At 43.5% G+C, this 23,577-nt stretch carries 15 protein-coding genes and 1 pseudogene; 4 read left to right on the top strand and 12 right to left on the bottom strand.

What is annotated here, in order from left to right; genetic code table 11:
* Positions 1 to 421: 421 nt before the first annotated feature.
* The 10 genes from QUB77_RS29625 to QUB77_RS29580 all read right to left on the bottom strand — a co-directional run bounded on the left by QUB77_RS29625 (position 422) and on the right by QUB77_RS29580 (position 18,545).
* On the bottom strand, positions 422 to 1,177 hold the full coding sequence (locus QUB77_RS29625; RefSeq protein WP_333180538.1) for a tyrosine-type recombinase/integrase: 756 nt from the start codon (positions 1,175 to 1,177) through the stop codon (positions 422 to 424).
* Positions 1,178 to 1,411: 234 nt separating this feature from the next.
* Complete coding sequence (locus QUB77_RS29620; protein WP_333180539.1) at positions 1,412 to 3,154, bottom strand: EAL domain-containing protein; 1,743 nt, start codon at positions 3,152 to 3,154, stop codon at positions 1,412 to 1,414.
* Between the two features lie 258 nt (positions 3,155 to 3,412).
* Positions 3,413 to 4,687: a response regulator gene (locus tag QUB77_RS29615; protein WP_333180540.1), complete on the bottom strand. Its 1,275-nt coding sequence runs from the start codon at positions 4,685 to 4,687 to the stop codon at positions 3,413 to 3,415.
* 302 nt (positions 4,688 to 4,989) lie between these two features.
* Positions 4,990 to 10,443, bottom strand: coding sequence for an AAA family ATPase (locus QUB77_RS29610; RefSeq protein WP_333180541.1), 5,454 nt, complete (start codon positions 10,441 to 10,443; stop codon positions 4,990 to 4,992).
* A gap of 239 nt (positions 10,444 to 10,682) precedes the next feature.
* Positions 10,683 to 11,438: an SDR family oxidoreductase gene (locus QUB77_RS29605; protein WP_333180542.1), complete on the bottom strand. Its 756-nt coding sequence runs from the start codon at positions 11,436 to 11,438 to the stop codon at positions 10,683 to 10,685.
* Positions 11,439 to 11,585: 147 nt separating this feature from the next.
* Positions 11,586 to 12,710, bottom strand: a complete 1,125-nt coding sequence (locus QUB77_RS29600) for a 3-oxoacyl-[acyl-carrier-protein] synthase III C-terminal domain-containing protein (protein ID WP_333180543.1) — start codon at positions 12,708 to 12,710, stop codon at positions 11,586 to 11,588.
* A gap of 123 nt (positions 12,711 to 12,833) precedes the next feature.
* Complete coding sequence (locus QUB77_RS29595; RefSeq protein ID WP_333180544.1) at positions 12,834 to 14,672, bottom strand: thiamine pyrophosphate-dependent enzyme; 1,839 nt, start codon at positions 14,670 to 14,672, stop codon at positions 12,834 to 12,836.
* A gap of 84 nt (positions 14,673 to 14,756) precedes the next feature.
* Positions 14,757 to 16,319 carry a long-chain fatty acid--CoA ligase gene (locus tag QUB77_RS29590; RefSeq protein ID WP_333180545.1) on the bottom strand — a complete coding sequence of 521 codons (1,563 nt, stop codon included), beginning with the start codon at positions 16,317 to 16,319 and terminating at the stop codon, positions 14,757 to 14,759.
* 2 nt (positions 16,320 to 16,321) lie between these two features.
* Complete coding sequence (locus QUB77_RS29585) at positions 16,322 to 16,660, bottom strand: hypothetical protein (protein WP_333180546.1); 339 nt, start codon at positions 16,658 to 16,660, stop codon at positions 16,322 to 16,324.
* 247 nt (positions 16,661 to 16,907) lie between these two features.
* On the bottom strand, positions 16,908 to 18,545 hold the full coding sequence (locus tag QUB77_RS29580) for an aromatic amino acid ammonia-lyase (protein WP_333180547.1): 1,638 nt from the start codon (positions 18,543 to 18,545) through the stop codon (positions 16,908 to 16,910).
* A 497-nt stretch (positions 18,546 to 19,042) separates the two neighbouring features.
* Here QUB77_RS29580 and QUB77_RS29575 point away from each other — a divergent pair, with 497 nt between their 5' ends.
* Positions 19,043 to 19,414 (top strand): helix-turn-helix transcriptional regulator, encoded by a 372-nt coding sequence (locus QUB77_RS29575; RefSeq protein ID WP_333180548.1) that lies wholly within the window; start codon positions 19,043 to 19,045, stop codon positions 19,412 to 19,414.
* A gap of 227 nt (positions 19,415 to 19,641) precedes the next feature.
* Here QUB77_RS29575 and QUB77_RS29570 read toward each other — a convergent pair whose 3' ends face one another.
* Entirely contained in the window at positions 19,642 to 19,905 is a 264-nt protein-coding gene (locus tag QUB77_RS29570; RefSeq protein WP_333180549.1) for a hypothetical protein, read from the bottom strand.
* A 462-nt stretch (positions 19,906 to 20,367) separates the two neighbouring features.
* On the opposite strand from QUB77_RS29570, the gene QUB77_RS29565 reads away from it, so the two are divergent.
* Both QUB77_RS29565 and QUB77_RS29560 read left to right on the top strand, forming a co-directional pair.
* A complete protein-coding gene (locus tag QUB77_RS29565; protein WP_333180550.1) occupies positions 20,368 to 20,958 on the top strand; it encodes a ParA family protein in 591 nt (196 codons plus the stop codon).
* Positions 20,955 to 21,206, top strand: coding sequence for a CopG family transcriptional regulator (locus tag QUB77_RS29560; protein WP_333180551.1), 252 nt, complete (start codon positions 20,955 to 20,957; stop codon positions 21,204 to 21,206). Before QUB77_RS29565 ends, QUB77_RS29560 begins: the two co-directional genes overlap by 4 nt.
* A gap of 41 nt (positions 21,207 to 21,247) precedes the next feature.
* Here QUB77_RS29560 and QUB77_RS29555 read toward each other — a convergent pair whose 3' ends face one another.
* A complete protein-coding gene (locus QUB77_RS29555; protein WP_333180552.1) occupies positions 21,248 to 21,562 on the bottom strand; it encodes a hypothetical protein in 315 nt (104 codons plus the stop codon).
* A gap of 626 nt (positions 21,563 to 22,188) precedes the next feature.
* Between QUB77_RS29555 and QUB77_RS29550 the strand changes: the two are divergent.
* Positions 22,189 to 23,515: pseudogene (locus QUB77_RS29550) on the top strand (IS5 family transposase); the annotation flags it as partial.
* Between the last annotated feature and the right edge of the window lie 62 nt (positions 23,516 to 23,577).

Raw genomic sequence — 23,577 nt, 5'->3', positions numbered from 1 at the left:
CATTCAACTCCTCCAACCGTGCGGCTCTCATCAAAATCCTCCGCCTCCTGACGTTGGGCCACCCCCCACATAACGCCCAGGATTGAGACTCCATCCCTGCGCCTCAATCTCATCCAATGTTGCTATTTTACACAGCCGGGCCACATCCCGATAAACCTTGTTAACGGAATATTCCGAAGGCTTGAGTTTAGAGTTAGCCCGCTCGGAAAGTCGGCTGCGAACCAAAGGCGTTTTTTGAGTTCGGTGTAGAAGGCTTGCATTGTTAGTGTTATCTTCCCACGTCCTTAATAGATTCCCTCATCTGGGCAACAACAAACAGCACCGCCTCGTACAAGCTCTTATTTTACGCAAGATCGTCCGAATGACGAACAATTGCAACCCGCTCTGGATTGAGAGATTCAGGCGCAGGTTCAAGCGATCGTTACCAGTCGGGAATTTCTTGGGCCGCGTCGTCGGATTGGTCGTGTGACAGTTGCTCTCTCGCTAACGGCACAGCGGGCAATTCATCCTCTAGACCGGGAAATGTAGGTTTTCCGGTGTAGGAAAGCATGGAAAGACTGGCGATCGCTCCTTTGACTTGATCCGGCTTCACTTCTAGGTAGTGCTGCAACTGTTCGAGGTTGCTGTGGCCGCTGATTTCTTGAATAATCCGCAGCGGAATTCCGGCGTTGCTCATCTGGGTGAGAGCAGTTCTCCTAAAGCTGTGGGTGGATGCTCCCTCGATGCCGGCTCTCACGAACGCTTGTCTCAAAACCTTGTCCGCTGAGTCGGGGTGCAGATGCTTCCAGTAGTGGGAGGGGTGGCGGCTGGGGAATAAATAAGTCTGACCGGCGTTGGGTTTCCAAGATGTCAGGAGACTCCGCAAATCTTCGATTACCGGAATCGTTCTGGTTTGGAGCTGGCCTTTGGTGTTGCCCTTGCGGAAGTTGATTGTAGGTCGGACTGTACAAGAGGCAGTGTAAATATCGATGACTTCCAGGGAACAAGCTTCGGCAATGCGGCAGGCGGTGTAGAGACAAACTCCAAACAAGGTGCGATCGCGAACGGTCTGCAAACCTTTGTTGAACAGCAGTTCGATTTCCTGTTGCGTGAGTATTTTGGCTTGCCCGTGCCGTTCTATCTTCATGCTTGGTGTATACTCGACCCGATACCAGAAAGTTTGCCGCAAATACTGCATTGCTGCATCCGTCGGGGGTATTTCTTAATGCGGCGGGTGAACGGGGTCAAGGAAAAAGAAGGGGCGATCGCATCCGAGGTGAGGGATAATCGGTTCAGGGACTCTAAAAATAAATAATGTTGGAAAGTTCATCGAAAAACACCGCTCGAATGATTGTGTTCGATCGCCAGGGACGAGAATACCGCCTATAAACCAGGAATAGGCTGTATTAGTTAGCCTTGAAATATCCGCCGTTTAAGCATCGCCCAAGAGCGTTGCAGCACTCAACATAGCAACAGCCCCTTCCTCCTCCAAAGGTCGCGAAAACAAGTACCCTTGATAGGAACTGCATCCCAAAGAACGGAGTATAATTAGTTGCTCTTGCGTCTCCACCCCTTCTGCGATCGCCTCTAATTCCAAAGAACTCGCCAGATTTAAAATGGCCTCCAACAAAGTCAAATTTTTCCCTCCTTTCTCCACGCAGCAAACAAAAGAGCGGTCAATTTTGAGAGTATCAATCGGCAGCAATTGTAAGTAAGATAAATTTGAATAACCCGTGCCAAAATCATCCAAACACACCTTAACCTGCCGAGCTTTCAATAGCTCTAGCACCCCAGCAGCCTCCTCAGCATTCTCCATTAAAACACTCTCGGTAATCTCTAACTTCAAAAATTCGCCCTTCAAGTTATGCACTCGCAGCAGTGAGTCTAAAAGCGGTAACAAATTAGGAGCAAATAGCTGAAGTCCCGATAAATTAACACTCATATTTAAAGGCAAATAGTCAGGGAATTGCAACTGCCATTTACTTAAACAAGCCACTGCTTCCGACAGTACCCACTCCCCTAGTGCCACAATCAAACCCGTTCTTTCCGCCACTGGAATAAACTCGCTCGGAGAAACCAAGCCGCGGGTCGGATGCCGCCATCTTACCAACGCTTCAAACCCCACTATTTGACCAGTTACAAAAGATACAATTGGCTGATAATTCAGGTAAAACTGTTGTAAATTAATTGCATTTTGCAAGTCATTTTCCAACTGGAGTTGCTCTAAAGCTCTCGACTGCATACCAACATCAAATACAACAGTGCTACTAGCACCCCGAACAAAAGCCTCATGTCTAGCCGCGTCAGCCTCTCGCAGTAAATCTTCCGGCTCTTTGGTGCCAATTGCACCTAAAGCAATGCCAATACTAACGCTAGAAAAGACCGCAGTTCCATTTAAGTTAGACGGTATTTCTAATGCTTGACGAATGTGTTCTGCTGCCTCTAAAGCTAACTGAGAATTAGTAATATTTGCCAGCCAAATCGCAAACGCATCTTCTCCCACTCTTGCTATAAGATTCATATTCAAAGCCCAAGCCTCTAACCGCCGTGCTACTTCTACTAGCAACTGCTCTCCTCTAGAATGACCTAAGCTATATTTAACAATTTGATAACGGTTAAGAGTCAGCAATAAAATAGCTTCTAAATGACCCTGTTCTATTATAGAATTCCTGCCACTACGCATCTCCTTTAAGAGCAAATTACGGTTAGGTAAACCTGTCAGCTCGTCGTAAAATGCTTGGTAGCGGATTTGTGCATTCGCTGTAGCAAGTTCCTGCTCTTTTTTCCTAGCAAGTCGCACAAACTCTAAAGTTTTATTAATGGTAACTTTTAAGTCATTCAAATCAATCGGCTTCGTTAAAAAATCAAAAGCACCCCTATTCATAGCTGTCCTAATATTTGGCATATCCCCATAAGCTGAAACCACTACAGCTTTGAGCGTCGGGTCAATAGCTGGCAGATTCTCTAGCAAAGTTAACCCGTCCATTTCGGGCATACTAATATCAGTTAGCACCAAGTCAAAGGAGCCATTAGCTTGCAGTTTATCTAAAGCTTGGACTCCATTAATTGCAAAATCAAACTCAAATTCTTGAGTGCTGATTTGACGCCGAAATAGCTGAAGAATTAGATATTCTAAAAGTGGTTCGTCATCAATTACTAAGATTTTAGATGTCATGGAATTGCTCTTGTTAGCAAGTAGCCAGGAGTTGAATTCTCTTGTAAGGACAGTCTCCTGTGATTGCCCCCTGGGGTTGCACCGTAAGTAAGTTTGGGGCAGGCAGGAAAGCACTGCTCCTACAGAAAACTCCTCATTTTGAGGACTTACGCTCCTAAACCGGGTCGATCTAAAAAATTGAAGATTCTCACTATAAATCTACGGAGAAACCCGGTTTTTAGCCTGTGCGTAAGTGTTGACTTGATCTGTTCCCAACCCTTAAGTGGGAATTTCAATAATAAATTCCGTTCCCTCGCCTGGTGTAGAGTTACAACTGAGCCATCCCCCGTGTTTTTCTTCAACAATAGACCGCGAAATTGATAAACCTAATCCCGTCCCTTTACCCACAGATTTTGTAGTAAATAAGTGGTTAAATACCCGCCCCTTCACTTCTTCAGTCATCCCCATTCCATTGTCTGCAATAGAAATTATAACATGAGAAGCGGAATTCTCCTTGATAATTTTTTCACTCTCATCGGTAAGGAAAGTGCGAATCCTGATCAAATTAGGATTCGCCTTAATTTCATCGCGACTCCGCCCTAAATCCCACTCTTCCAATGCGTCAATGGCATTAGCAATGATATTTAAAAACACCTGATTTAACTGTCCGGGATAACACTCTACTGGGGGTAATTCTCCGTAGTTTTTTAGCACTTGAATTTCGGGTTTACCCTCATTCGCTTTGAGCCGATGTCTCAAAATTAATAAGCTACTATCAATTCCTTCATGGATATTGAAACGAACTTTGGATTTAGTATCGGCCCGCGAAAAAGTCCTCAGAGAAATGCTGATTCCCCGAATGCGCTCAGTTCCTTCTTTCATAGAACTGAGCAGTTGTGGCAAGTCTTCTAAGAGAAAAGGGAGGTCAAGAGCTTCAATTTGAGTTTGTACTTCTGGATTATTTAGGGAGCAGTGTTCTTGATAAATATTGAGAGCAGTCATCAATTCTTGAAAGTAGCTTTCGGCGTGTTCAATGTTTCCTATAATGAAGCTGATGGGATTGTAAATTTCGTGGGCAACTCCGGCAACTAACTGGCCGACGGAAGCCATTTTTTCATTTTGAATAAGTTGAGTTTGCACCTCTTGAAGTTCTGTTAAATTTTGTCTGACTTGTTTGACAGTTTCTAAGGCTCTTTGGATGGTGATTTCCATGTCCTGAAAATCAATGGGTTTTGTCAAAAAGTCAAAAGCTCCCCGGTTCATGGCAGTTCTAATGTTTTGCATATCTCCATAGGCGGAGATGACGACTGCTTTTAATGTATTGTCGATTTCTGAGAGTTTTTCTAGTAAAGTTAACCCGTCCATTTCGGGCATATTAATATCAGTTAGCACTAAATCAAATGGTGGAGATTCTGCAATTTTTTCTAAGGCTTCTCTGCCATTGTGAGCAAAGACAAATTCAATTTCTTTGACCCGAATTTTTTGCCTGAATTTTTGTTGAATGACGTATTCTAAAAGTTGTTCATCATCGACGACTAGGATTTTTGCTGTCATGGGGAGCTATCCTGTATCCTATGGTAGAAAGAACTAGGGTCATTAGCTTAATATAGCGCGTTGTTTAAAATTTGTAAAGGATTAAATTTATTAAGGAGGATATAGTCAGGAATAAGGAAGAAAACTTATGCAATCACGTTTTTAGTCATCCGTCTTTTACGTTTAATTAAAGGGATCTACTTAAAATGCACTGTATAATTATAAGCCGTGCCAGTGGTTTGGGTTTGTGTAGAAGCGGTCTCAAACTTCTAGTAAAGTTATTGATGTAGTGTTTTAGCGCCTCTATCGTGCGCCAGAGCTATTTAACTTTTGGGCAAAGTAATGATAAATTCCGTGTAATTTCCGGTTTCGGTTTGCACTTCCAAATTGCCCCGATGTTGTCCAACAATGATATCGTGAGTGATGGATAAACCTAAACCTGTGCCCTGTCCGGGAGGCTTGGTAGTGAAGAAAGGGAGGAATATTTTTTGTTGATTTTCTTTAGGAATACCGATGCCATTATCATGAATGCGAATTTCTATTGCAGTGGCTAGATTTTTAGTGGTAATAGAAACTGTGGGAGTAAAATCTCCGGTTACTTTAAATTGTTTAATATGGGAGGCATAGCAAGCATTATCGATGATGTTAATTAAGGCGCGACTGAGGTCAGAAAAAGCGACATCTAGTTCTTCAATTGATTGGTCATAGTCGGTTTTTAGGGTGAGATTGAAGGTTTTATCTTTGGCACGGATGCTGTGGTAAGCTAATTGTAGGGCTTGAGCGACGAGGGCGTTGATGTCGGTTTTTTGGCGGCTACTGCCCTCGCTGCGAGCGTGCATTAGCATACTTTGAATAATGCTGTTGGCACGTTGTCCTTGTTCGTTAATTTCTGATACGTTGCGCTTAAGATAGGTGAGGTTTTCGTTAATTAATTCCAGAGATTCTGAGTCTAAGTTTTGGGATTGGCGGTCTATTTCTTCTGCGATTTCAGATGTTAAGTCTTCTGAGAGAGTAGCAAGAGAAGTGACGAAGTTGAGGGGATTGCGGATTTCGTGGGCAACACCTGCGGTGAGGGCTCCGAGGGAGGCGAGTTTTTCTGAGGCTACTATTTGTTTTTGAGCTGTTTTTAATTCGGCGGTTCGTTCCTCAACTTTCTGTTCTAGGGTTTCCGAATAGGCTGCAAGTTGTTGATTCGCTTGTTCTAAGTTTTGGTTGAGTTGATTGACTTCTGCGTAAAGTTTTGCATTGCTAATAGCGATAGCAGCTTGTCCCGATAGCATTTGTAAGACTGTGAGTCTGTCAGCGGTAAAGGCGACGGTAGTCAAGTTATTTTCGAGATAGATAATCCCTGTAAGTTGACCTTGATTGAGCAGGGGTGTACACAAGATTGATTTGGACTGATTGTGTTGGATGTAGGGGTCTTTTTTAAAGATACCTTCATGGCTGGCATCGTTTAAAACGACTGTTTCTTTAGTGCGGGCAACGTAGTTGATAATCGCGGCTGGAACTGCATTTTCAAGGAGAGGAACGGAAATAGTTTCCTCTTCTAGTTGTTGAGGATGGGTCAATACGGTGAGGTCGTTACCTTCCACGATTCCGGTGGCTGAAATCACCCACTGATTCTCACTTGGGTGAGATGAAAAAGTGGGTTTTGTGAGCAATGAGCCGCGAGTAGCTCCGGCATTTTCTATGAGAATGGTCATTAATTTACTTAGCAGTTCGCTGAGAACAATTTCCCCAGATAACGCCTGTGCTGCTTTCATAATTGTATCGAGGTCAAGTGCTGTTGAATGGCTGGAAGTAGAGGTTGTCGTCCAGTTTGAGGTGGTTGTGCTAATGGGGTCGAGGCTGATAGTTTCAGACTGCTGCGTGCGGGATATGAGATGGGGATATGTTTCTTCTAAGTCTCGGACTTTGGCGACTGCTCCCCAGCGAATGTAGCAGTAATAGGCTTCGGTCATGTAGGTTTTGGCGACTTTTTCTCTACCGATGGCTAAATAAAATTCGGCGGCGCGTTCGTTAGCGAGGGCTTCTTCTTGGATGAATCTTTGTTCTTTGGCTCCATTGATGGCTCGTTCGTAGTAGGTTATTGCTGTCTCGTTTTGTCCCAATACTCGCGCTTTTTCTGCTTCTACGAGTTCGTATTTGTGCTGGAAGTTCATCGGGGCGTGGTGCGCCCAGTTTTTCATTTGTTTTTGATGAGATGCTACTTTTTTTAGGTATTGCTTTTGTTCGGTTTTGGTGGTGGCTGGATAGTGAGCGAGGAGGGCTAGAGAGTAGTAGAAATTGTGCTGGGCAATTTCTATCGACCCACTCATTCCTTCGACATATCTTTCTAGTGACTTAGCATTTTCGATTGCTCGAACAGGATTTGAAAAAAAATATAAATAAATAAGTTTTGACAAATAACAGTTTGTGATTCCTCTAGTATCGTTTTCTTTTATGAAACAAGTTAATTTTTCTAATTCATTAACTCCCTCTCGATCAAAAACATCTTCCGATTTATCAAGAAAATTTAAAACTAGCTTATTCCATATTTCGAGGTGGCCTTGAAGAATTTTTTGTTGAGATTTTTCGATAGCCTTAATAGATTGTTTCTGAATTTTTAAAACATTCTCCAGATGTTCCCCAATCCAAAATCTGTTATTAGTAGAAAAACCGAGAGAATAACAGGCATATTCTATATCCCCAATTGACAGCCCACTTTGAAATCCTTCAAGGAACGAGTTAATTGTCTCTCTAATGTGTTCCTTCCAATGTCTAATAAAATTGTTGAAGGCAAAATATACTTTAGCTTTTATTTCTCTGCTATCAATTTGGTCTGACAATTCCAGGGCTAATTTTCCGAATTTATAACCCTCATTAATATCTCCTAATACGCCACATAAGATTAAGCCATAGCTTACATATCCAAAAGCAGATAGAGGCGATCTCCCATATTTTAGAGACAGAGTAACCATTTTAAATACAGCTAATGGAAAGAGAACCGGATTGGCATTAAAAGCTGCTGGAATGACAGCCATTAATATTCGCATGGTTGCTATCTTATAGGGGTCATTCATTGTCGTCAAGTTAGCTAAATCAGCAATTACTTTGCTATTTAGGGCTAGTTTAGTGCTGAAGAGCTCTATTAAAACATTTACTTTAGTTGGTTGGGAAGGGAGGTGAACTCCTAAAAAATTCAGAGTTTGCAAAGCAATATCTATTGATGCTTGTGGCTGTTTTTGAGACAAATAAAATGGGATTTTTAGTTCATGAATTTTAACTTTTATTAAAGTTTCCTTAGCTTGTTTTAGTACAATTTCTGACAGTTTTTGGGCTTGTTCAAAATTAGTATTTAGATATTCTACTTCCATTGCTTCCATATAAGTGTCTAGCGCCAACTTATAACAGCTCTGCCAACTATTTTCTGGCAACAGCTTTAACGCTATATTCAAATACCTACCAGATGCTTCATAAGCATTTGCTGCCTTAGCTTTGCGTCCAGCTATTAAATTAAGATGAACTAATTCATTTCTTTTTAATTCTTCGGTAATCAGTTCCACCCCCATATTCAATTGATTAACAATATCAAAAATATTGTTTTCTAAGACTAATTTATCTGTTTTATTAAACAAGAGCTTACCGATTTTCAAATGAGTTGCTTTTTTCTGGGCATCAGGAATCAAAGAATAAGCAGCTTGCTGCACCCTATCATGTAAAAACTTGTAAGCAATTCTCGTTTCATTAAACAGCAGCATACTCTTATTTATTTCCCGAATTAATAGTGGTAGTTTATAATCATTACTCAGAGGCAAAATTAAACCTGCTTGCAAAGCTGACCACAAGTCTTCGGTAGTATCGCGAGAAGATTTATCATTGACAATCGCCAAAATGTCCAAATTAAATCGGCTGCCAATACAAGCTGCTAATCTCAGAATTTGCTGAGTATTATCTGGCAATTTACGAATATTTCTAGCTACCAGTTCAACTACATTGAAGTCGGTAATTCCTAAGCTTTGAATCTTCTCAATGCTCCACTGCCACTGATTTAATTCAAAATTAAAAGTTAATGATTGTTCGGAGGCTAAAGTTTTAAATAGCTGCGTTAAAAAAAATGGATTTCCTTGAGTTTTATTATATAATAATTCAGATAGCTCGAAAATGCGGTTGCCGTTTATAGCAACCTCGCTCAAGGTATCGCCTACTAACTGACTGACATGAATAATATCTAAGGGTTGCAAAACAACATTATTCACAGGAGAACCAGCTTTCTCAATTTTTTCTAAAGTTTGAATGGTCGGGTGAACGGGACTCACTTCATTATCTCGATAGGCACCAATCAGTAACAGGTAATGGCTATCCGAGTCCGTCATTAACTGTTCGATTACATTTAGAGAAGCTAAATCTGCCCATTGTAAGTCATCAAGAAACAAGACGAGAGGATGTGAGGGTTGAGCAAAAACATAAATGAATTGCTGAAATATACGATTGAAACGGTTTTTGGTTTCTGTAGACCCTAATTGAGAAACTTCAGGCTGTTTGCCGAGAATCAGTTCCACTTCTGGAATAACGTCAATAATAATCTGCCCATTTTCGCCTAAAGCTACAAGCAGTTTCTCTTTCCAAACAGCAATTTCGTCATAATTTTGTGTCAATATCTGCCGAATAAGTTCTTGCAAAGCCTGAGTAATAGCGGCATAGGGAATATCTCGCTTAAATTGATCGAACTTACCGCTAATAAAATATCCCCTTTGCCGAAGAATTGGTTTGTGAATTTCCTGAATGACGCAAGTTTTGCCAATCCCAGAATAACCAGAAACTAACATCATTTCGCTTTGCCCTAAGCTGACCCGCTCAAAGGCTTGTAAGAGAGTTTCCACTTCCGCTTCCCGTCCGTAGAGTTTTTGCGGAATCAGGAATTGTCCGGTTTTATCTACTCTACCCGGAATAAAGTCTTCAATTTTTCCTGTTGTTTGCAGTTGCGTCAAACATTCTTCTAAATCAGCTTTTAATCCCAAGGCACTTTGATATCTATCTTCAGCATTTTTAGCCAGCAATTTTGTGACAATATTCGCTAGGGTTATTGGTAATTCTGGATTGCGTTGGTGGAGTGGAATGGGTTTTTTTGCGATGTGGCAATGTATCAATTCCATTGGTTCTAGTGAATTGAAAGGCAATTGACCCGTCAACATTTCGTAGAATGTGACACCCAAGGAATAAAAGTCAGTGCGATAGTCAAGGGTGCGGTTCATTCTCCCAGTTTGTTCTGGGGACATATAAGCAAGAGTGCCTTCAATGCAGTTGGGATTCATTGGGCTTTGGGTTTCTCTTTCCAAGCTGGTGGCAATGCTAAAGTCAATTATTTTTACTTGCCTAGTTTTGGGATTGATAATAATGTTGGGCGGCTTAATATCTTTATGAATTACTTGATTTTGGTGCAGTTGGGCTAAAATTTCTGCTATTTGAATAGCAATATTTAGGAATTGCTTTAAGTCAAGGTGTTCTGCATTAATAAATTGTTTTAAAGACTGAGATTCAAAGTATTCTACAACCATAACTAAACTATGTTGATAGTTCGTTAATTCAATTGCTTTAATAATTCCTTCTATTTTTAAACTTTGGAGGATATTGTATTCATGTCGGAGGCGGGCAATTTCTTCTAGTGTGGGATATTCAGCTCTGAGAGCTTTTATAATGACGGGAGTATTATCTGAGTGTCGTTCGGCTTGATAAATAACGGTTTTGAAGCCTTCGTAAATGGGTTGAAAAAGTTGGTAGCCGTTGAGTTTTAGCATAATTTTAGCTGTGCATTTTTTTGAAAATCAGACTGTAGAGTAAAAACAGCACCCATATAACCAATAAACGTAGCACAAATTTCTACAAAACTTATCTGATATAGAATACAGCATTTTCAGATAAGTGAGGTACGGGTATGAAAGTATAGTGCTAGAGAGCATAGATTTGTTAAGAAGAATGTATACAAAAGCGAGAGGGACTGTTAACAAAATCGCTCTCGTCTTTTGGGGCATTTTCCCTACTGCGCGGTGTATCCGCCGTCAATCACCATGTTATGCCCTGTAACAAACGAAGCTTTTTCCGAACATAGCCACGTAACAGCATTGGCAACCTCCTCTGGCTGACCGATACGCCCTATTGGATGTCCTGCTTCAAGAGGAGCAAGTCGATCGATAGGGAGGCTATCTAAGATACCAGTTTTGATGATAGCAGGGCTGACGGTATTGATCCGAATGCCACTGTTAGCATACTCAATGGCAGCCGCTTTAGATAAAGCAGTAACTCCGCCTTTGCTGGCTGAGTAGATAGAAATGCCTGCTGTGCCAACAATGCCAGCAATGGAAGCCATATTGACAATAGCACCTCCACTCTGTTTTAGCATCACTGGGATTTCATACTTGAGGCAAAGCCACGTCCCTTTGAGGTTCACGTTAACGATGTTATCCCAGTCTGTTTCTGAGGAATCCGTAAGCGAAGCTATCATCGTAACACCTGCGTTGTTGAAAGCGTAGTCTAAGCGCCCATAAACATCCATAGTTTTATTAACTAATGCTTCGACTTCAGTAGCCTTAGATACATCAGTTTTTATAAAAATGGCATCGCCACCTCGCTCACAAATTTCATGTACAGTTTGCTGTCCTTCAGCCACTCGGCGACTAGCAACTACTACGTTTGCTCCAGCCAAAGCAAATGCGAATGCTGTTGCCTTACCTATACCAGAAGATCCTCCAGTAACCAACGCGACTTTGCCCTCAAACTCTCTTGAGTAGAACATTTATTGAACTCCTTGTTTTTGATGAATCAAAATTTGGAAATGTAGAAACTCGACTGCGAGACTTTTTTCAAGCCTCCGCGAGAGAGTGAAGCATTTACACAAAATTACAAATTATTGTGCTGGCAAATACTTCACCGTAAAACTTCATCAAACACCTGTCGTTAGAGCAACTTTTATTTGGCTTTGTGACGAAGCAGGCACTGGGCCAAGTGCAACTTCTCCCCAACGCATTACCATTGCACCAGCACTCGATGAAGTTCCCAAGGTATAAACGACAACTAAATCATTTTCGCGAATCCTACCCGATTCGGCAGCGTGGTAGAGATTAACAAAGGGAAAGGCTGCTCCAATATTTGCGTACTTAGGATTAAGATTGATGATGCGCTGTGGCTCGATATTTAGCACGTTCGCGCAGACATCTGCATACCAAGCCGTAGGGGTATTGAAGGCAAAGAAGTTGATTTGATCGAGCGTCAATCCAGCAGCCGAAACCGCACCTTGACAGCAAGTACGAATAAACTCGGAACTATTACTTAATGCCTGACCTGCATCCTTACCAGCTCGTATCCACATCCTTACATTGTTTTGTTCATCCACAGTGAATTCGTTAAAGAAAGCACCGCAGGTATTGCCAGTATTCAAAATTTTAGTGCCGAGGATACCTTGATTAGCTTTAAGTTGACTAACTACTACAGCACCAGCACCGTCACCGAGAAACCAGGAAAAAGTATCTTTTTCGTCAGCAAAGCGAGTATAAGTATTCGAGACAACAACGAGTACGTTACGGTACAGCCCTGCTTGTACCATTGCATAGGCACTTTGAAGCGCGACTAAAGCACTAGAACAAGTTGATTCGACGTTCCAGGCAGCGCCCAAAAATCCCAGTTTATGGGCAAGAAAAGCCGCATTACCAGGTGCAATTTCTTCCGGGAAAATCGAGGCAACTAGCATCAGATCTAGCTGGTTTGGAGAAAGCTTGGCAGCTTCAAGGGCTTCTTTTGCTGCACGATATTCTAATGTAAGCGAGGATTCACCAGAGCCTAATACCCTGCGCTCAATGCTGCCACGAAAAGGATCTTTAAGATATGGCATCATAGCTTTGCTAAATTCGTTGCTGGAAGTAGAGCCACTAGCCGAAAATAGCTTGGCTAAATTTTTTTGCTCTGCTTCTTGCACCATTTGGGGGTAATTTTCTTTCCAATAATCGTTGGTGCGTACCCCGCTCGGAAAGCTAACAGCAATAGCTTTAATTCCAACAGGTAGATTTGTCATCAGATTCCTCCTTTTAATTCAATCATTGATTTTTCAAACTGTTGCTCCGAGCTTCAGTTAGTGCCTTCCGACTCGGAGCGATACACACATCAACCACAAACGCTATAGATAACTTTGCTCCTTTTATTTCAGGGATTGATTTTTCAAACTATTCATTCGAGTTTCAGTTGGAGCTTTTCGACTCGGATCGATGCACACATCAACCACAAATGGTGCAGTCGCTTCCATAGCTTTTTTTAACGCTGCCTCTAGCTCAGACTCCCTTTCCACCCGAACGCCATCTGCTCCCATCGATCGGGCAAATTGAACGAAATCAGCTTGGGGAATCTGCACTAAATCCTTACAACTTAGATGTGGCAAAACTTGGTTAACCATGTTGTAGCAAGCATCATTAAGAACGATCCAAACCGCAGGAACTTGATATCGAACAGCGGTACTGATCTCGTTATTCATCAACATCGCCCCATCACCAACAATGGCAACTGCTTTCCTGGGTCCATTAGTCACAGTCGCTGCAATTACTTCAGCAACGTTGTGACTTGGATTTTGGGTACTCTCAACCTTTCTTTTTGGCAGTGCCACAGTTGCTCCAATCACTCCAGTAACGTTGTGACCCATAGATGCAAACCCAGTAGTAGTGCGGTAACGACCAGGAACCTTAAATCGCAGCATATTGCTTGCCCAAGCAAAGGAATTACCCGGTTCCGCCATCACCAAAGCGTCGCTACCTTCAACGATTTCCTGCTGAAGTGCTTGCATCAGCACTTCAGGCCGCACTAAGTCATTTGTACTAGGGTCAATTAATTTGAGTTGAGGGCGAGGGAATTCCTCTAATGTCAATTTATTGGCACAATTGAGCATTTGCTCCTCGTTTTGCTTGCTCAGTTTCTTGATCTGTTTGAGCAGTTTCTTGAGAAATATTTTTGCATCGGATTGAATAGAAATGGTCTTGGCGTGCGGATAGGCAGTACCCGGCACTTGCGGATCGAGATCCACGTGAATAAATCCTTCAGGGGGAACCATTGCCGGATTCCAGAATGAAGTAAACTCACCCAAGCGAGTTCCCAGTACCAACACCCGTTCTGGCAAGTATTCGTGCATATAAGTAAGCACGGAGGAATGATCGCCTAAACCCGTCACCCCAACAAATTGCGGGTGATCTTCGGGAAAAATTCCCTTACCTCGCGGCGAACACATCACCACCGCCCCAGTTTTTTTAGCTAACTTGCGGATCTTTTTAGCTGCACCCCGCGCCCCAAAGCCTACCCAAATAGCAAATCGTTTTTGGGCTAACAACTTGGCACATTTCTTGACAGCTTTCTTTCTGGCAGTAACTACAGATTGGGAGAAGTTCTCTTCGTTGAGCGGTAGCGCAACACTGCTGGTACTCTTTTGAATGGTCGTCGTGATATTGACATGAGCGACAAAGCCTCCAGACTGTAAAATTCCTTGGTTGAGCCGACGCGCCATTCCTGGAAGTTGTTCGGAAGATTCCAAAGTTACAGCATAATGGAACAAACTTCCGGCAGTCAAAAGTCCTTCAGGCATGGTGTGGGGGCTGGTTTCCTGGCAAGCCCACCGTCCTTGCAGCCCGTGAGAAGTAGAAGCAGAAAGAAATATCACCTTTGCACCTTCCCAACGAGCGGCAAATAGCCCAGTTAGAGTATTCGTGATGCCTGGACCAGTTGTGGCAAATACGGCAACAGGACGATCGCTAGCAAAGGAAGCTTCCACCGCCGCAAAAGCTGCACCTGCTTCGTGACGAAAGTGCATCACCTTGATAGAACTGTCTTCCAAGGCAGCCCAGATAGGCGCGATCGCACCTCCGGCAACCCCAAAAGCGTACTCCACTCCCATGTTTTCCAGTATCTTAACCACCGCTTCAGCAACAGAAAGCGCTAGTGTTTCTATTTGACTGCTAACTACAGGCGCAATGGCTAAACTCTCATTTCCGTTTTTCATTTTTCACTCCAAATTACTGATAAAAAACCTTTGAGATTAGAAGTTGACAAGTTAAATGTCAACCTCTATCAAACAAATTTCTGATCAGCTATGCGCCTCGCGCAAAACCCTTTTCAACACCTTACCCGTCGCATTCTTTGGCAGCGAATCAACAAACCGGACCTGGTGAGGAACCTTATAAGCAGCTATCTGCTTAGAGCAGAAAGAAATCACATCCTCTGGCGCGATAACTTGCCCATGATTAAGGACAATATTCGCCAAAATGCTCTCACCTTTCACTCTGTCAGGAACGCCACAGATAGCCACTTCCGCTACCGCTGGATGTTGAGAAATTACCCGCTCCAATTCACTCGGATAAACCTTAAATCCAGAAACATTGATCATGTCTTTCAAGCGATCAACAATGTAGAAATAGCCCTCTTCATCCATGCGGGCCAAATCTCCAGTATGAAACCAACCATTTGACATAACTTGGGCCGTTTCAGCCGGACGGTTCCAATAGCTCGACATCACATTAGGCCCGCGAATAATAATCTCGCCAACATCCCCGACATCAACTTCTGAACCCTCACTATCTACCACCTTCATTTCCACATTATCAATGGGCATCCCAATTGAGCCAGGCTTATATTTCAAGTAATGGTTGTAACAAGAAAAAGGCGAAGTTTCCGTCAAACCGTACCCTTCATGGATCACCCGACCATACTGTTCTTGCCACTGATCTACAACTTCCAAAGGCATTCTGGCAGCAGCGCTAAAATAATAGCGCACTGAGTTAAAGTTGCATTCATCCGGCGACATTTCTAACAGCTTGGCAAAGGCGGTCGGCACTCCAAAAAACATGGTAATCTGCTCTGCCGCCGTTACTTGCAACACTTCGGCTGGATAAAATCGGCGTTGTAACACAATCGTGGCACAAGCATTCAATCCCGCATTCAGAATAAAATTCTGACCGAAACAGTGGAACAAAGGTAAATACAAAAGTAACCGATCCTCAGCTCTCATACCACAGCAATGCTTGACAGAGTGCATATTTGAAGTCACATTCCCATGAGAAAGCACAGCACCTTTAGGAAAACCCGTCGTCCCCGATGTATAGATAATTGCAGCGGGTTCTGTGGGTTCCATTTCAATAGCTTTAGCTTCTGCGGAAGCATTTGCTATCAGTTGGAACAAACTGATTTCTTTACAGCTTAAACTATGCTTTTTTCCAGAAACATGAGAAGAATGGCTAACAACCACACTCGGCGGTTTAATAACTCCTTCTTCAGCTATCAGAATGTATTGAAGGTAAGCTAAATCATCATCAGACACTTGCACTCGCAATGATTCTGTCGCAATTACTATCTTAGCAGTACAGTCATTGAGAATAAACCGAACTTCATCGCTTTTGAGCATCGCATTGATAGAAACTGCTACAGCTCCAATCTTTAAGATGCCCAGATAAGAGATGACAAATTCGGGAATATTAGGCAGGAAGAGAGCAACGCAATCTCCCCGTTTAATCCCTAATCCTTGCAACCCATTAGCAGCACAGTTTGCCAATTGATTTAGCTGCTTGTAACTAAAAGATTTACCTTCAAAAATCAAAGCCGTTTTCTGAGGAAAAAATCTACACCCTCTCTCGATATGCTCTGCAATATTCATTTCTATCTTAGTCCTCCGTAAAATTGCCGCCAAACAAGAGGTTTTGTGTTCAAAATTTTGATGCACTGTTGCACTGTCGTTAAGGCAAATCGCCCACCACTCACTAAAGCCTTTGAGGGCTGTGTTTTTTCTAAGAAAACATCCCTCACATAACCAGGGTGAATTGCCTGATAAAATTGTTGCCAATCCCTCGGTTCAAGTTGATAGACTTTGACGCACTCGCGAACAGTATTCGTCAAAAAATGTTGCTGATTTGAGAATCTCTCTGCTTTTTTACTTGGGTAAATATCTACCTGAAAAGCAGTTTCAGAGAGGTTAGCTGAAATATTGTGAGTAACCATTTTGTGCCTTTCTAGTAATCTTCCATAATCCTTTGCTGCCGCAAAATTGGAACTGCTTGTGTAAGGGACAAGCAGATATTACTGAGTTAAAAATTTAACTCATTTTTTACGCCATTTCGCAGGATATTCTTGTAGGACTTACACTCGGTTCGAGTTTTCTGTAGGAGCAGTGCCTACGTGCCTGCTCCAAACCCAAAAGGGGCAACCACAGGGGGATTGCCCCTACAAGGAAATGAAACAGCTCTTCCTACTTCAAACTTGATAAAATCTGGTTCACAGCTTGCACAATTCGTCCTTCCTGTGCAATGTCAGCAGCAATTATGGCCATGTGCAAATCTAAAGATTGCTCGTTGTCGTTCCAGATGTAAGACTTGTCAACATTCGGGGGCTGTCCCACAACTTCGCGCACAGCCTCATATAGCGGTAAGCTAAGTGGCGACAAACACTCCCGCGCATCATAGTGACCTGCGACTTGATGGGTTCGCAAATCAACCGCTTGGACGGCAAACATTAGGGAAATTGCCATATATTGCTGGAACAATTCAATTGAGCGACGAGCTAAATTAGCTGAAGCAAATCCTTGGCTATTGATATTCTGATTGAATTGTTCGGCGTGAGTGGGAAAGCGGTCAGCAATTGAGTTTCCGTAAAAAGTCAACAGCGGCATAATGGAATTTCCAGCTATTTGCAGACCTTTTAATCCCATGTTGACCTTACGGCTGGTGTTGCCAACCAGAGAAGGCGACAAACCATTATTAAATTCAGGTGCAGCTAACAACGCAATTTGTACATCCAAATGCTTAGCCAGCAGCCCTAAAAGGTACCGCAAACGATCCATTCCCACACCAACATACTGTCCCAGAAAATTGCCGCCGTGATAGCTAGCTTGATTCTCAGTATCGATTAACGGGTTGTCAGTAACAGAGTTAATTTCCACTTCAATCTGTTGGGCAATTTCTGCGATTCCATCCACAATCGGCCCCATGTACTGAGGCAAACAACGCAGCGAATAACGGTCTTGTATCGGATGATGGCCGCGAGACTCGTGGGAACCATCTAACTCATCTCGATTCAAGCAGGAACCTGCGAGGAGTTCGACCATTTTGGAAGCGGCCCACACTTGACCAAAATGAGGCTTGAGCTTGTGAATGAAGGGGTGGAACGATTGATTTGTCCCGCCTAATCCTTGGATTGTCAAGGCATGAGTACCCATTGCCAAGGCAAGTATTACTTGCGAATCCCGGACGCAGTTGGCAGCAATGCCGGTCATTACAGACGTACCATTAACCATTGCTAACCCTTCTTTGGGAAGCAGATCAATTCTTGGTAAACCTAATATTTCCAGGGCTTGAATGGCTGACATTTCTCTGCCCTTAAAATCAACAGTGAAACTGTCATCTAGACCTATTAATGCGCCTGTGATGTGCGCTAGGGGAACTAAATCACCGGAAGCGCCGATGGAACCCAATTCACAAACGTGAGGCGTGACTCCTGCGTTGAGAAATGCAATCATCCGCTCAATTAACTCCAGCCGAATGCCTGAAGCGCCCTGGAGGTGGGAGTTAATTCGCAAGAGCATGGCGGCGCGGACGCAAGCTGTGGGCAGCTTTGGCCCGGCACCAGCTTTGAGAAACCAAATCAAATTGTTTTGTAAACTCGCGGCTTCTTCCGGCGCAATCTCTGTATTGGCCATCCCACCAAAGCCAGTTGTAACTCCGTAAATCGGCTTTCCCGACTCGACAGCATTTGCAATGTAGTGGCAAGATGCTTGCACTCGTTCCGCAATATCGCTTTCATCATTCAACCGGACTCTGGTTCCACAACGGGCAACCCTGGCAACTTCTTCTACACTCAGCCGTCGGTTTCCCACAGTTACGTTACTCAAATTAGGCTCTGGCCATTTGGGTAATTTTAGAGAAATCGGCTCTGTTAAGTTTCTTGACACTTCTTGGATCCTAAATTTATAGATAACAGATGCCACTAAAATGTGACTCTAGTCACAGCACCCTCGAAACCGGGATGTTACTTTGAATTAAATGACAGAGAAATATGACTCGATACCATACTCTGCCATTTATATTCAAATTCTTCACTTCCTTTCGTAAAACAAGCCGCAGCCATTAGACATCACCGATAATGAGTTTGCAAGCCTTATTGCGTTAAGGCTGGAAGCTTAAATTCGGTTGGTGTCTATTGTTCTCCAGGCAAAATAAAACTGCGCCAACACTACATTATGCGGGCAGAGTTATAATTGATTGAGTTATTAAAGCTGTTAAGCTGTTACTGAGGCTATTGACCGATAACTTCAGGACAATACCACCGCTAAAGGCTAATCATAGATTTTTGTCACAAAACGTTACAATGATTTCCGAAATTTTTAGGATGACTATTGAACGCTACGGGATATCTGGAAAACAGTTATCCAAGTTTTCAGGCGTTAGCGAGAATCATATTTCTGAGTTTCGGCGGGACAAGACAGGCATCTCTACGGAGGTGCTGTGGAAATTAATCGAGGCAATGGACCAGATTAAGCCGGGAGCCCGCGTTTACTTCTGTAATCGGCTGACGGGGGGAGAGGGATGTGGCAACACCAGCCAGATGTCAGTGCCAAAGCAACTAGAGTCTTTGTTAGATATGCAGATATTGGTTGATGAGCTCTCTGACGACAGTTTGGCCTTGCTACTGATGGTGGTGGCGGCGCGGATTAAGAATGGTGTTTCCTGTCCTGCGAAGGGTTTTGAGCTAATTGGCTAATAATTTTACCGCTCGTTTGTATAGGCAAGAATCCACAGCTCTTGCCCCATTTCTGAACCATTGCTGAACACAAATTAAGAGAGATTATGCTGATTTCACTAATTTTTTATCGCATCTCAAAATCAGTGAAATCCTTTGAAACTTCAAGAATTAGAAAAGAGCGGACAGTCTCCCTTAAGACAACTTTAAAAGGAGCTAAGTGTGACGGGTGACAACACAAGTCCAAATCATAGAGAAAATCTACGCTCTAGCCAACAAACTTCTCTTTCTGGAATTCTAGCATTTTGTACCGAAAACAAACTCTTCCATCGCGCTACCGAGTGGTTTGCGTTTCTTGGCACCCATGATAACGCTCCCATAATTTCCTTAAACAGTCGGCCGTACTCTTTCCCGGAATCTTTAGCCAGTTGACAGCCCAAGTCCCACACCGTAGCTGCTTGACCCGAAAAATCAGCAATTACTTGTTTTTGGTGAACAACCGATTTGAGCACGGCTTGATAGTGGGTGCAAGTTTCCCCAACAGCTCCATTGCTTCGGTTTTGAGCTTCGTTCCCTTTACCGCAAGGGCAAGCGAAACATCAACGCCTGGGGCAGGCCTTTTCTTACTAATTGAGCTTGGAAAGATGAGTCTCACGGCATCGGCTACTCTTAATTATTCAACCAGACATCTAGACGTTTAGATGATTGACCGCAGGTGATGTGACCCCCGACAGTATCACGCCTTTTGAGAGCTCGAATGGGGGCAAACTTTCGCAGTACAGCAACTACTTGGTTTTTGGGAAGCCCTCCAATTGCCCGCAACCGAGCGCTACGTTGTTATGGTTAATTTGCCGAGCCAACCCGACTCATAACTGGCAAGATATGGCATCATTAGAAACATTCAACCATTCAGACATCTAGACATTTAGATGATTAAGCGATAAAGTTGAGTTAATCAACGTATCGATAAACCTATGATCGTGACAATCGCCTCATTCAAGGGCGGAGTCGGAAAGACAACTACAGCACTGCACTTGGCGGCTTACCTGCAAACTAAAGCACCTACGTTCTTGGTAGACGGCGACCTCAACCGCAGTGCTTTGGATTGGGCAGCGCGGGGCTCGCTTCCGTTCAAAGTGGTGGATGAAAAGCAAGGAGTTCGCTTTGCCAGAGATTACGAGCACATCGTGATAGACACGCCGGCTCGACCCGACCCCGACGAACTCAAAACTGTAGCTGAAGGGTGCGACTTGCTAGTATTGCCGAGTTCTCCCGATGCGATGGCCCTCACCGCGATGGTGCAAATGGTGGAAGCCCTGCATTCCCTCAAATCGAATTACCGCATTTTGCTCACGCTCATCCCGCCTGCTCCTAGCAAAGTAGGGATTGAGTCTCGGAGAACAATTGAGAAAGCTGAGCTGCCGATATTCAAAGCTGAGGTCAGGCGGCTGGCAGTATTTCAAAAAGCAGCACTGGCTGGGGTTCCCGTAAGCGCTGTCAAAGATGCTTACGCCAAAGCTGCTTGGGGTTGTTATGCTGCTGTCGGCAAGGAGATATTGCCATGAGCCGCTTTGAGGATTTACTGAAGGTCAAGAAACTCAAACCCGGGGAACCTGACCTCGAACCTGCACCAACTCCGGCGTTAGCTAAAAGCAAAGACCCAAACTTTGTCAGGGCTACTGTATACCTGCCCAAACAAATGCACCGCGACCTCAAATCTGCTGCCGCACAATCAGGTGAAGAAATCAGCGAGCTGGTTGAAAAGTCCGTCGCTCAATACCTTCAGCAGCTTAAGATCCATAAAAACATTTGAATGTTTGAGCATTTGAATGTTTGGATGCTTGAATGTTTGGCTTATCTGTTGCAGTTATCTCTCCCGTCAATTGCTGGATTCTTGAGGCAAGCGTACTGTTGTTGGTAAGCTGGCACTGGACTTGTAAGGGAGCGGTGCAGCATGAAGAAAATATGGCAGTTGAGGGCGATCGCTCTGATTCTGGGGATGATGGCTGGTTGCAATCTGACATCAGGCCCGCCATCTTCACTGCCGCGAGTTTCTCCTAAACCAAGAGTGCAGAAACCCACACCGCAGAATCCCGTAGCTTCGGCAACCAACAACCGCAACTTGCTCCTGGGCAATCCCAGCAATGCAGCTTCGAGTGTTGCCAGCATCGACAACTACCTGATGGTGAAGCCGCAGTTTGTGCTCCTACAACAGCAAAACTCACACCGCCAATTGAGTAAGTAGTAGGACACAATTAATTACACACAATCTGGACTAAAAGTTTGGCTGAGTAAAGAACCAGTATGTAATTAACTCTGTCCGATTACTTATCATGGCAGCTCAATAAATCTTGGATGGGAACGGCCGACCGAAAGAATGATTTCAGACCCAATGATGCACTCCCTGCTGCTGCGTCCACAGTATTGCCAGGAAATGGAAAAGCTTTCGAGTTTTGGTAAAGCAAGTGGAGCGTTCGACGGGATCAAATTCCTTGTCGAACGTACCCTTACAGGTTCCGCAAGTCATTGAAAGCAAAGCTGACAGTTAGTAAATCTTAGGTCTACTTCAAAGCTTTGTCTCGAATATCGCTGAATATTTGAGTGCGCTCGCAGGGTCCGCTCTTGCAAACACGGCGACCGACTGCCACCATCCCTCATATCCCATGAATACATAGGGCTTGCTGAATAAGCGCCCTCAGGTGGCGCAGCCTGAGTTTCGATCGCGATCGGGCGAGACTCAGGTGCAAAGAAAACAGGTAAAATAGCAGAGAACCCTTGCACCACCGTTGACACTCCTGTACCGAAAAGTTGACCCAGATGGCACTCCACCAGAAAGCTTTAATTTTCCTCATGGTGGAAAATTAGCCTCAGACAACCGTTGGGTGATGATGGCCCAACTGATACCGTGGTCGAAATTTGAATCAGAATACGCTCAAAATTTTGCCTCATCTATGGGAGCACCAGCTAAATCTTTTCGGATGGCATTGGGGGCATTAATCATCAAAGAGAAATTAGGGATCAGCGATCGCGAAACCGTCGAACAAATACGGGAAAACCCATACCTACAATACTTTATTGGTCTCTAATCTTACAGCAATGAAATCCCGTTTGATGCCTCTCTATTGGTTCATTTTAGACAAAGAATAAGTGTCAATCTGGTTAATAAAGTGAATCAAAAAATGGTGAAAAAGATCCGCTGGGCCACCACCCCTCAATCGGAATCAAACAAAAAAAAACTAGAAGAACCTAGTGACAGCGTACTCCAAGGAAAATTACTGTTAGATGCGACCTGTGCCAGCGCCGATATTACCTATCCCACAGACATTAGCATTCTCGATCGAGCAAGAATGCAAACAGAAAAGATTGTAGATATCCTCTACAATTCGATTAAAAACCTTGGAGCAAAAAAACCTCGAACCTACCGCACCAAAGCACGTAAAGACTACCTAGCTATTGCATACCCGCGAAAACAGCCACAGAACAAAAAAAGAACAGCTCTTAAAAAACAACTGCAATATCTCAAAAGAAATCTCGCTCACATTGAAAGATTAGTCGAGCTAGGAGCTACTTTAAACAACTTGAGTAAGCGGCAATATAAGCTCCTGCTAGTCTATCATGAAGTTTACCGACAACAAGATTGGATGTACCAACACAAGAAAAATAGGATTGACGATAGAATTGTAAGTTTAACCCAACCCCATATCCGCCCCATAGTTAGAGGAAAAGCAGGAAAACATACAGAATTCGGAGCCAAATTATCAGCGAGTAGCTTTAAGGGATCTGTATTTTTATATCGAATTAGCTGGGACAACTTCAATGAATCAGGAGACTTAATCGCCCAAGTGGAAGCTTTTAAAGAATTCACAGGGTATTATCCAGAATCGGTTCATGTTGACCAGATTTATGGCAAAGCAAGCTAACCGAGCGTGGTGTAAAGAAAGAGGAATTAGGATGAGTGGCTCGGCTTTGGGAAGACGCCCCACGAATGTAAGTAAAGACAAAAAGAAGCAAGCGCTAGAAGATGAGAGAGTTCGTCAAGCTATCGAGGGCAAGTTCGGGCAAGCGAAACGCAGATTTAATCTCGATCGAGTGATGACTAAAGTTGATAATATAGTCATTTCAAATAAATGTGAGACAAATGCAAGATGATGTAAAATGAAGAAAAATGGTTAACTCGGAGCTGA

The sequence above is a fragment of the Microcoleus sp. AT9b-C3 genome (assembly GCF_036705485.1).
Lineage (GTDB): Bacteria > Cyanobacteriota > Cyanobacteriia > Cyanobacteriales > Microcoleaceae > Microcoleus.
This window is presented reverse-complemented; position numbering and strand designations above follow the sequence as displayed.

What these genes read in the sequence shown, in the direction of transcription:
- QUB77_RS29575 (WP_333180548.1), top strand. Translation starts at nt 19,043, where the DNA reads ATGACTATTGAACGCTACGGGATATCTGGAAAACAGTTATCCAAGTTT.
- QUB77_RS29565 (WP_333180550.1), top strand. Translation starts at nt 20,368, where the DNA reads ATGATCGTGACAATCGCCTCATTCAAGGGCGGAGTCGGAAAGACAACT.
- QUB77_RS29600 (WP_333180543.1), bottom strand. Translation starts at nt 12,710, where the DNA reads ATGACAAATCTACCTGTTGGAATTAAAGCTATTGCTGTTAGCTTTCCG.
- QUB77_RS29560 (WP_333180551.1), top strand. Translation starts at nt 20,955, where the DNA reads ATGAGCCGCTTTGAGGATTTACTGAAGGTCAAGAAACTCAAACCCGGG.
- QUB77_RS29605 (WP_333180542.1), bottom strand. Translation starts at nt 11,438, where the DNA reads ATGTTCTACTCAAGAGAGTTTGAGGGCAAAGTCGCGTTGGTTACTGGA.
- QUB77_RS29585 (WP_333180546.1), bottom strand. Translation starts at nt 16,660, where the DNA reads ATGGTTACTCACAATATTTCAGCTAACCTCTCTGAAACTGCTTTTCAG.
- QUB77_RS29590 (WP_333180545.1), bottom strand. Translation starts at nt 16,319, where the DNA reads ATGAATATTGCAGAGCATATCGAGAGAGGGTGTAGATTTTTTCCTCAG.
- QUB77_RS29610 (WP_333180541.1), bottom strand. Translation starts at nt 10,443, where the DNA reads ATGCTAAAACTCAACGGCTACCAACTTTTTCAACCCATTTACGAAGGC.
- QUB77_RS29555 (WP_333180552.1), bottom strand. Translation starts at nt 21,562, where the DNA reads ATGCTGGCAACACTCGAAGCTGCATTGCTGGGATTGCCCAGGAGCAAG.
- QUB77_RS29625 (WP_333180538.1), bottom strand. Translation starts at nt 1,177, where the DNA reads ATGCAGTATTTGCGGCAAACTTTCTGGTATCGGGTCGAGTATACACCA.
- QUB77_RS29595 (WP_333180544.1), bottom strand. Translation starts at nt 14,672, where the DNA reads ATGAAAAACGGAAATGAGAGTTTAGCCATTGCGCCTGTAGTTAGCAGT.
- QUB77_RS29620 (WP_333180539.1), bottom strand. Translation starts at nt 3,154, where the DNA reads ATGACATCTAAAATCTTAGTAATTGATGACGAACCACTTTTAGAATAT.
- QUB77_RS29615 (WP_333180540.1), bottom strand. Translation starts at nt 4,687, where the DNA reads ATGACAGCAAAAATCCTAGTCGTCGATGATGAACAACTTTTAGAATAC.